Source organism: Nocardiopsis sp. NPDC049922 (genome assembly GCF_040660275.1).
Taxonomy (GTDB): domain Bacteria; phylum Actinomycetota; class Actinomycetes; order Streptosporangiales; family Streptosporangiaceae; genus Nocardiopsis.
This window is the reverse complement of sequence record NZ_JBFAME010000025.1, coordinates 26,072-34,021: the sequence shown is the minus strand read 5'-3', so window position 1 is coordinate 34,021 and position 7,950 is coordinate 26,072. Positions and strand designations below refer to the sequence as shown.

The window sequence follows — 7,950 nt, the reverse complement described above, 5'->3', positions numbered from 1 at the left end:
GAGCCCACACCAACCCGGACAAGATCCTCGCCCTGCACGGCATCACCCGAACCCAGCCCGTATGGATCTGAACCGCGAGAACTCCGGGGCCCTGGGGGGTCGGGGGAGCACAACGGGCGGTACGTCTGTTGTTCCCTATTTGGGGCATGAAAACGGTCGGAGTAGTCGCAGCTGAATGCGATGCGAACTCGGTCATCGACAGTTCTTTGGGGGAAGAGTTCTGGCGGTTCTCGCTGCTCGAGTGTCAAGCCTGAGCGTTTTTGTTTATCATGGCTTCCAGTGAGCGCTTTTCATCCTGCTTCGCGGAGTTGAAGCACGAGCACGGCTCGGGTGATCTCCCCGGCCCTTGAACGGGCAGAACACCACCTCCGAGAGCCCCACGTACCCCTTGTCGCCCAAGCCGAGCAGTCCTGCGGCCTTGATGCGTTCGGCGATCCTCCACACCCGTGCGGCTCTGGTGTCGTGCACCGATCCCAGCAGCGACCATGAGGTCCACAGGGGTTCGCCGTCCGGGGCCGCGACGACCTGGATGTTCATGCCGTGTCGCTTGTGCTTACCGGAGTAGAACGGGCGGTCGGCTCCCACGCGGTCGCAGGCGATCAGGGTGCCGTCGATGATCACGTAGGCCCATCCTTTCCGGCGTGCGCGGCGCAGTCCCTGTTCCAGGGTGGGTGCCTGCTGGGCGAGCAGGGCCGTGGTCTCGCGCACGTACCGCCAGGCGGTGGTGGTGCCTACCCTGAACCCTGCCGCGACCTGGGCGAACGGCTCGCCTTTGTACAGGTGGACCAGGACAAGCAGGGCCTGCTGCGCCGGGGCAAGGCGTCGCCACCGGGAGCCGGTCTTGGCGCGGTGGGTGCGGATGGTGCGGGCGGCCAGGTTCAGGGTCCGGCGTGACAGGGGCAGAACGGCACGGTAGAACAGCATGTGGAGCCTCTGGTGGGGCAGGTTTTCTTGGTCGTTAACCCATCTACCAGGGGCTTCTTGCTGTCAGGGGTGGTTCCGCGCGGGTGGTACAGGCCTGTGACCAGCAGCTTCAGGGTGAAAAGAGCTCAGTGAGGTTTTCTCAGTGAAACGTGAAAGGAGAAGCAGGACAAACTTCGCGGACGCAAAGAAAGCGAACATCGCGGAATCATCGCTCACAGACGTGAAGCCCCTGGTAGGACGGTTCTCACCACAAGAAAGTCCGTTGAACCAGAGGCCTCACGTTGGTCCCCTATTCTGCCACGCTTGACGTCCCCCGCCACGTCGTGGAGTTCCTCTCCCGACTGCTCGCCGCTCACCGCCGCATGACCGGCACCCCGAAGGGTTCTCGTGCCCTCGGGCCGTTCCGCCAAGCGCTGTTCGCCCTGCGCTGGTTCCGCGAGCCGGATGCGTCCACCGCCTGGCCCACGACTCCAACATCTCCCAGGCCACCGGCTACCGGTACCTGTACGAGGCCATCGACGTCTTGGCCAGGCGAGCCCCCGACCTGCACCAGGTCCTGAAACGGTGTCGCACACAGGGCATGAACCACCTGATCCTGGACGGCACCCTCATCGGCTGCGACCGTGTCGCCGGGACCAACGACAAGGGCAACGATGAGTGGTACTCCGGCAAAGCCAAGCACTTCGCCGGCAACGTGCAGTTCCTGGCCGCCCCTGACGGCACCCCGCTGTGGGTGTCCGACGTCGAGCCCGGCCCGCGCCACGACCTGACCTGTGCCCGCACCCACGTCCTGCCCGCTCTGTACCCCGCCGCGGCCCGTGGTCTGCCCGTTCTGGCGGATGTGGGCTACGTCGGTGCCGGGATCGGGATTCACACACCGCTGCGCCCGCATTCGGACATCCCCAGCCCGCTGAGCAGGGATAACCGTGCCCACAACCGCCTCCTACGCGGGACTCGCGCCCTCGGGGAGCGTACGGCAGCCGAGTTGAAACAGCGATGGCGGTCCCTGAAACACGTCACGCTCAGCCCGGGCCGGATCGGAGCCATCATCCAAGCGGCCCTGGTCCTCAACAGCACATGGAAGTAGAACTCACTGAGAAAACCTCAGTGAGTCGTCGGACAGGTCGTCGGTTACGACAACAACCAGGAGGGCGATGTCCGCAACGTCGAGCACCGCCCGTGCCACAACCACCTGTGTGAGCTCCGAACCATGGCCTCGTCGGAGTCATGTCCCCATGACCTCGACTGACCGGATGTGGTCAATGTGGGAGAAATCGATCTGTGGGTCGACACCGTGGGGCCTCAGATTACGGACTCCCGCTTGTCCGGGTGGCGGTGCATCCAGCGGCGGGAAGCGCATCGCTGCTTATGGGCCCGAGGTCGCGATTCACATGCCAGTCACAGCTCCACCAGCTCTGAGCTGGAGAAATTCGGCGCAGGCGCCAGAGGCAATCTGGAGAACCCAAGGTCAGGGCGGTTCGCCGGCAAGAAGGCCGCAAGCGCCGCTGCGATCAATGGAAAACAGACCCACTCAAACAGTGATCTATGTCACCATGAATTAAGCGCTTGACAGAAAATCCCATGCGTTGCTAGCTTTCAGGGCGCTCTGCAGTGTCGAACGATATGCCCAGGCTCGTGCTCGAAACAGTCAATTAATTGAGCAGATGTCCGCCAAAGAGCGGTCAGTGCTGTTTAGTGGTGTAGCCGAAAGGGTAGGAATGGAAACCCGGCCAAAGTTTACTTACTTCATTTGGCTCACAGTCGGCTACTCGGTATCCCAGTTCGGTACTTATCTGAACATGGTGGCGCTCGGCCTGTACGTCTTCCATGTAACCGGTCGGGCCCTGGACACCGGGATGTTCATGGCGCTCCGACTGCTCACCAGCGTCGTGTCGGGCCCGGCGATCGGCGGACTCGCCAACCGGGTGAACCGGCGCGCCGCCATGGTGGGGGCCGACCTGGTCCAGGCGACCGCGCTGGTGGTCCTCGTCCTGGCGCCGGCCGCCGCGCAGGGGGTGCTGATCTACGGCTTGGCGGTCTTTCTCGGCCTGGGCGGAACGGTCTCCAACGTCCTGCTGCGCAGCAGCGTTCCCATGCTGGTCGGCGACGACCAGCGCGTCCGCGCCAACGGTTACCTCGTCACCGGCCGCTCGACCGCGATGACCCTGGGGTTCGCCCTGGCCGGTGTCGTCGTGGCGTTCGCCGGCTACGAGGCGGCCTTCCTCATCAGCGCGTCGACCTTCTCCGTGTCCGCCCTGGTGCTGTTCCTCGTTCCGCTGAGTTTCCGCAGGCCCGCGCGGGACGGGACGTCCTCCGGGACGGAACCGGAGACGGACGGTTTCTGGCGGACACAGCGGTTGGCGCTGGCGGCCGTGTCGGCCTTCCCCGTCCTGCTCTTCATGCTGGTCATCCGGGGGCTGGACGCCTTCGGGTCGGCCTCGCACAACATCGGCATCCCCATCTTCGCCTCCCTTGAGTACCCGGACGATCCCGCCTGGTTCGTCAGCGGTTTCTGGACCGCGTGGGCGATCGGCAGCCTGAGTTCCTACCGCCTCTTCGGCAAGCGGATCGACGCCATGGGCGCCTCCGGTGGAGAGAGGGGGTTCGTCATCGGCACGTGCCTGATGTCGTCGTTCTTCATCCTCGCCTTCACCGGTCTTCCGCTCTACCTCCTCGTCCCGGTCGCGGCCTGCGCGGGACTCGCCGACGGCTACACGGAGATCGCGTACAACACCCGGCTTCAGGCGGTGCCTGAGGCCCAGAGGGGAGCGGCGTTCGGCTTCTCGTCGCTCCTCGAAATGGGCGGCCTGGGCGTCGGCATGATCGTCAGCTCGGTCCTCTTGGAGGTCTGGAGCCCGCTTCCGGTGGTCGGTTCCCTGCACGGTCTGGTGATCGTCGTGGCCCTCGCGTTCATCGGGTTCTCCCTCGTCGCGGGCTGGCGGCGCGGAAGGGCGAAGGCGGCCGAAGGTAAGGCCGGATTCGGAGTCGGTCCCCAGGAGTAAAGGTAGTTTCCCCATGACTGTCAGCAGACCCGAACTCGCGGAGAAGGTCCTGTCGTCCGGCGCGGTGGCCGACTGCGCGGTGCTGGAACGCCCCACCGACGGCGCCACGTCACTGGTGGTCTACGCCGTGCCCAAGCCCGGAGCGGACACGGTCAGGACCAGGAGGCGGGTGAGCGCAAGCCTGCTCGGAGCGGGGGCGACGTCGGTCGTCCTCCTCAAGCGGGTTCCGAGGACGGACCAGGGCGACCCCGACCCGGACGCCCTCGTCGGTCTTCCAGTCCTCACTCCTGCGACCCTTCGCGCCTATGCGGCGAAGCTCAAGGAGGAACACCCCTCCACCGCCCTCGACGTGGAGCTCCGCCCGGTTGACACCGAGCCGGACCGGTTCGTCCCCCTCGACCTGGACGCCCCCACCCCGCGGGCGAAGCCGACGTCCGACGCGTCCGATGACCGTTCCACCCCCTCCCCTGGTCCCCGGGAGGCCCAGGCGCCCCGGGAGGAGTCCCTCCCGGTCGCGCTCACCGACTGCGGTGAACTCCACCTGTCCGAGGACGATCCCCGCACCGTGACCGAGGCACTCCTGGCCCTGCCTACGGCCCACCCCGGCGCGGGGGTGCGCGTGATCGGTCGGGACCGGGACGAACTCCTCCCCCCGACTGTCCTCCTCGACCGGGCACGGCGCGTCCTCGGCGGTCTGCGGAGACGGGGGCTCACCCCCGGAACGCACGCGATCCTCCAGATCAGCGACCTGGCGGAGTACTTCCCCGTGCTCTGGGCCTGCCTCCTCGGCGGTATCCGCTGCGTGACCATCACCCCGCCGACCTCCCTGGCCGGGGAAAGCCCGGAACTGGCGAAGCTGGCCGATGTCTGGCGGAGGCTGCGGGCGCCGATCATCACCGGCACCGACCACGCCACGACACTCGCCGAGGCGTTCCACGGGTCCTCCGGCCCTTCCCGGGACGACATCGTCCCGGTGGCCGACCTGGAGGGGCACGAGTCGAGCGACGACATCCACCACGCCGCCCCGGAGGACGTGGCCGTCTTCCAGCTCTCCTCCGGTAGCACCGACCGACCCAAGATCATCCAGATCACCCACCGCGCGGTGATCGAGATGGCGGTCGGCTGCCGTGCGCGCAACCGGATCCGAGCCGGGGACGTCACCTTCAACTGGCTTCCCCTGGACCACGTCGTCCCCCTGGTCATGTTCCACCTGCGCGACGTCGTCCTCGGCTGTCTCGGTGTCCACGCGCCCACCGCCCACGTCGCCGAGGACCCCCTCCGGTGGTTGGACACGCTGGAGCGGTACCGGGTGAACCACTCCTGGTCGCCCAACTTCGGCTACAAGATGCTCGGGGACGCCCTCGCGGACGCGCCCGACCGCATCTGGGACCTGTCCTCGGTGAACAGCCTGCTCAATGCCGGCGAGCAGTGCACGATGCCGGTGGTGCGCAGATTCCTGGAACGGACCTCCGGGTTCGGTCTGCGGCCGGACGCGATGGTGTTCTCGTGGGGGATGGCCGAGACCGCGACCGGGATCGTCTTCAAGTTCGTCACCGAGGAGCGCAGCTCGCTCTCCGTGGACAAGGACACCCTGGGCGGCGTCCTCGGGTTCGTGGACGAGGGCTTCGACGGTGACACGGTGGAGTTCACCAACATGGGTCCGCCGGTGCCGGGCGCGCGGTTCCGCATCGTCGACGACGGCGGGAACGTGGTGACCGAGAGAGTGGTCGGCAGACTCCAGGCGCGATCCGGACGGGTCACCCCCGGATACCTGGACGCGCCCGGGACGAACGCGGCGGCCTTCACCGACGACGGCTGGTTCGAGACCGGCGACCTGGCGTTCATCACCGACGGGGAACTCGTCATCGCGGGACGCGCCAAGGAACAGATCGTCATCAACGGCGCCAACTTCTACTGCCACGACATCGAGGACGTGTGCGGAGAGCTGCCCGGGGTGTCCAACGGTCTCGTCGCGGCCTGCGGGGTGCCTGACGAGGGCACCGGCAGCGAGTCCCTCGCGATCCTGTACGTCCCGGACCCGTCACTCCGAGCGGAGGAGGACGAGGTGCGCCGCCGGATCTCCGAGGCCGTGGCCGCCCGGTTCCGGCTGTCGGCCGCCTACGTCGTCCCCCTGGCCGAAACGGAGCTGCCCCGCACGTCGAGCGGCAAGATCCAGCGGGCCGAACTCGTACGGCGCCTGGTCCGGGGCGACTTCGGGGCCGGCCCGTCGAGCGGTGAGGCCACGGTCCCCGCGTGCGTCCACCGCCCCCGGTGGACGCCCGTCCCGGCCGTCCCGGGAACGGCGGCGGAGGCCCCCGGGCCCAGGCTCATCCTGACCGACACCCTGGGCGTGGCCGAGCACCTGCCCCCGGCCGAGGGGGACGTGACGGTGTGGGCCGGGGACGGCTTCGCCGAACTCCCGGGCGGTTACTCCGTCGCCCCGGCGTCCGCCGCCGACTGGTCCCGCCTGCGAGAGAGGCTGGCCGACACCGGTCTGCGCTGGGGCACGCTGGTCTACTTGTGGAGCTACCTGCCCGCGCCTGACCCGGAGGGCGGCGAGTCCTCCGTCCGGGAGGCCCTGGCCCTCTGCGGGGAATCGCTGCTGTCCGCGAGCCGCGCCCTCCTCCCACTGGCGGACGAGAACGGGGCCGTGCTCGTCACGGTCAGCCGACAGCTGCGCCGCGTCAGCGGGGAGGAGCGGGGGTGCTTCCCCGCGAGCGTGACGTCGACGCTGTCGGCGGTGCTCGCGGCGGAGACGACCGGCCTGCGCGCTCTCCACGTCGACCTGCCCGGGAACGCCCCCGCCGACGACGCCGAGGCGCTGCGGTCCTCGCTCGGGTTCGGTGACGTCGGCCCGGAGGTCGCCTGGCGCGACGGACGCCCCCACACCCTGGCCCTCACCCCCGTCGCCGAGGACACGACGCCTCGGGACGCGCTGCGGCGCGGCGGACGCTACCTGGTCGCGGGTGGCACGGGCGGTATCGGGTCGGTGCTGCTGGACGACCTGGCGCGGCGCTACGACGCGCGTTTCCTGGTCGTTGGCCGCAGCGCCGCGGCCCGTGACGAGGGTCCCGTCCGGTACCGATCCGTGGACGTCTGTGACATGGACGGGCTGCGCAAGGCGGTCGAGAAGGCTGAGACGGACTGGGGCCAGCCTCTGTCCGGTGTCCTCCACTTCGCCGAACAGGCCTACCGGTTCCGACTCCTGGAGGAGGAGACGGACGAGTCCTGGGAACAGGCCCTGCGGGTGAAGGCCTGGGGGACCTGGAACCTGGCGGCGATCGCCAGGGAGCGGCCGGAGTGCGCCCTGGTCGTCTTCTCCTCGCTGCTCGGCTTCACCCCCTCCGTCGGTTTCGGTGCCTACAGTGCCGCCAGCGGCCTGGCCGACGCCTTGTGCGATCACCTGGCGGCGCACACCGACACCCCCGTGCACAGCGTGCTGTGGGGGTCGTGGGACGACACCGGGCTCAACAAGGGCAACCCGTATGGGAGGGCGGTCCGTCAGAAGGGGCTCCTGACCCTCACCCCGCGGGAGGGGCGCCTGTTCACCCGGATGGTGCTGCGCCAGCCCGGCGGCAGTTACCTGGTCGGGCTCAACGGAACCGCCGAGGCCACGCGCCACCTGGTGCGGAGCGGGGACCGCCTCGCCCTCGAACGGCCGGTGGTGGTGTCCGAGGCTCTGGACATCGACCCGCCCGAGATCACCGACGCCTTCGGGACCGGCGCCGAGGTGCTCCTCACCCGACCCGAAGAGGCGCCCCAGCCGGACCACACCCCCGGGACCGCCGTCGACGAGGAGACGCTCCGCCTCGTCGAGCAGGTGTTCCGGAGCGTGGTGTCCGTCCCGCTCGAACGGGATCGGGGGTTCTACGAACTCGGCATCGGATCCTTCCAGGTCCTCCAGGTGCACTCCCGCCTGGAGGCCGCCCTGGGCCGGGAGATCTCCCGCACCACCATCTTCGAGTACCCCACGATCAACGCGCTGGCCGGTCACCTGGCGGCCGGGTCCGCCACCGACAAGTGA

At 68.4% G+C, this 7,950-nt stretch carries 2 protein-coding genes and 2 pseudogenes; 3 read left to right on the top strand and 1 reads right to left on the bottom strand.

What is annotated here, in order from left to right; genetic code table 11:
- Nucleotides 1-381 precede the first annotated feature (381 nt).
- A pseudogene (locus AB0I72_RS26505) lies at nt 382-924 on the bottom strand (transposase family protein); the annotation flags it as partial.
- A 281-nt stretch (nt 925-1,205) separates the two neighbouring features.
- On the opposite strand from AB0I72_RS26505, the pseudogene AB0I72_RS26500 reads away from it, so the two are divergent.
- From AB0I72_RS26500 to AB0I72_RS26490, 3 genes and pseudogenes are all read left to right on the top strand, one after another.
- Nucleotides 1,206-2,011 (top strand): annotated as a pseudogene (locus AB0I72_RS26500) (transposase family protein).
- A 577-nt stretch (nt 2,012-2,588) separates the two neighbouring features.
- Nucleotides 2,589-3,926, top strand: a complete 1,338-nt coding sequence (locus AB0I72_RS26495; protein ID WP_358573370.1) for an MFS transporter — start codon at nt 2,589-2,591, stop codon at nt 3,924-3,926.
- 13 nt (nt 3,927-3,939) lie between these two features.
- A complete protein-coding gene (locus AB0I72_RS26490; protein WP_358573368.1) occupies nt 3,940-7,950 on the top strand; it encodes an SDR family NAD(P)-dependent oxidoreductase in 4,011 nt (1,336 codons plus the stop codon).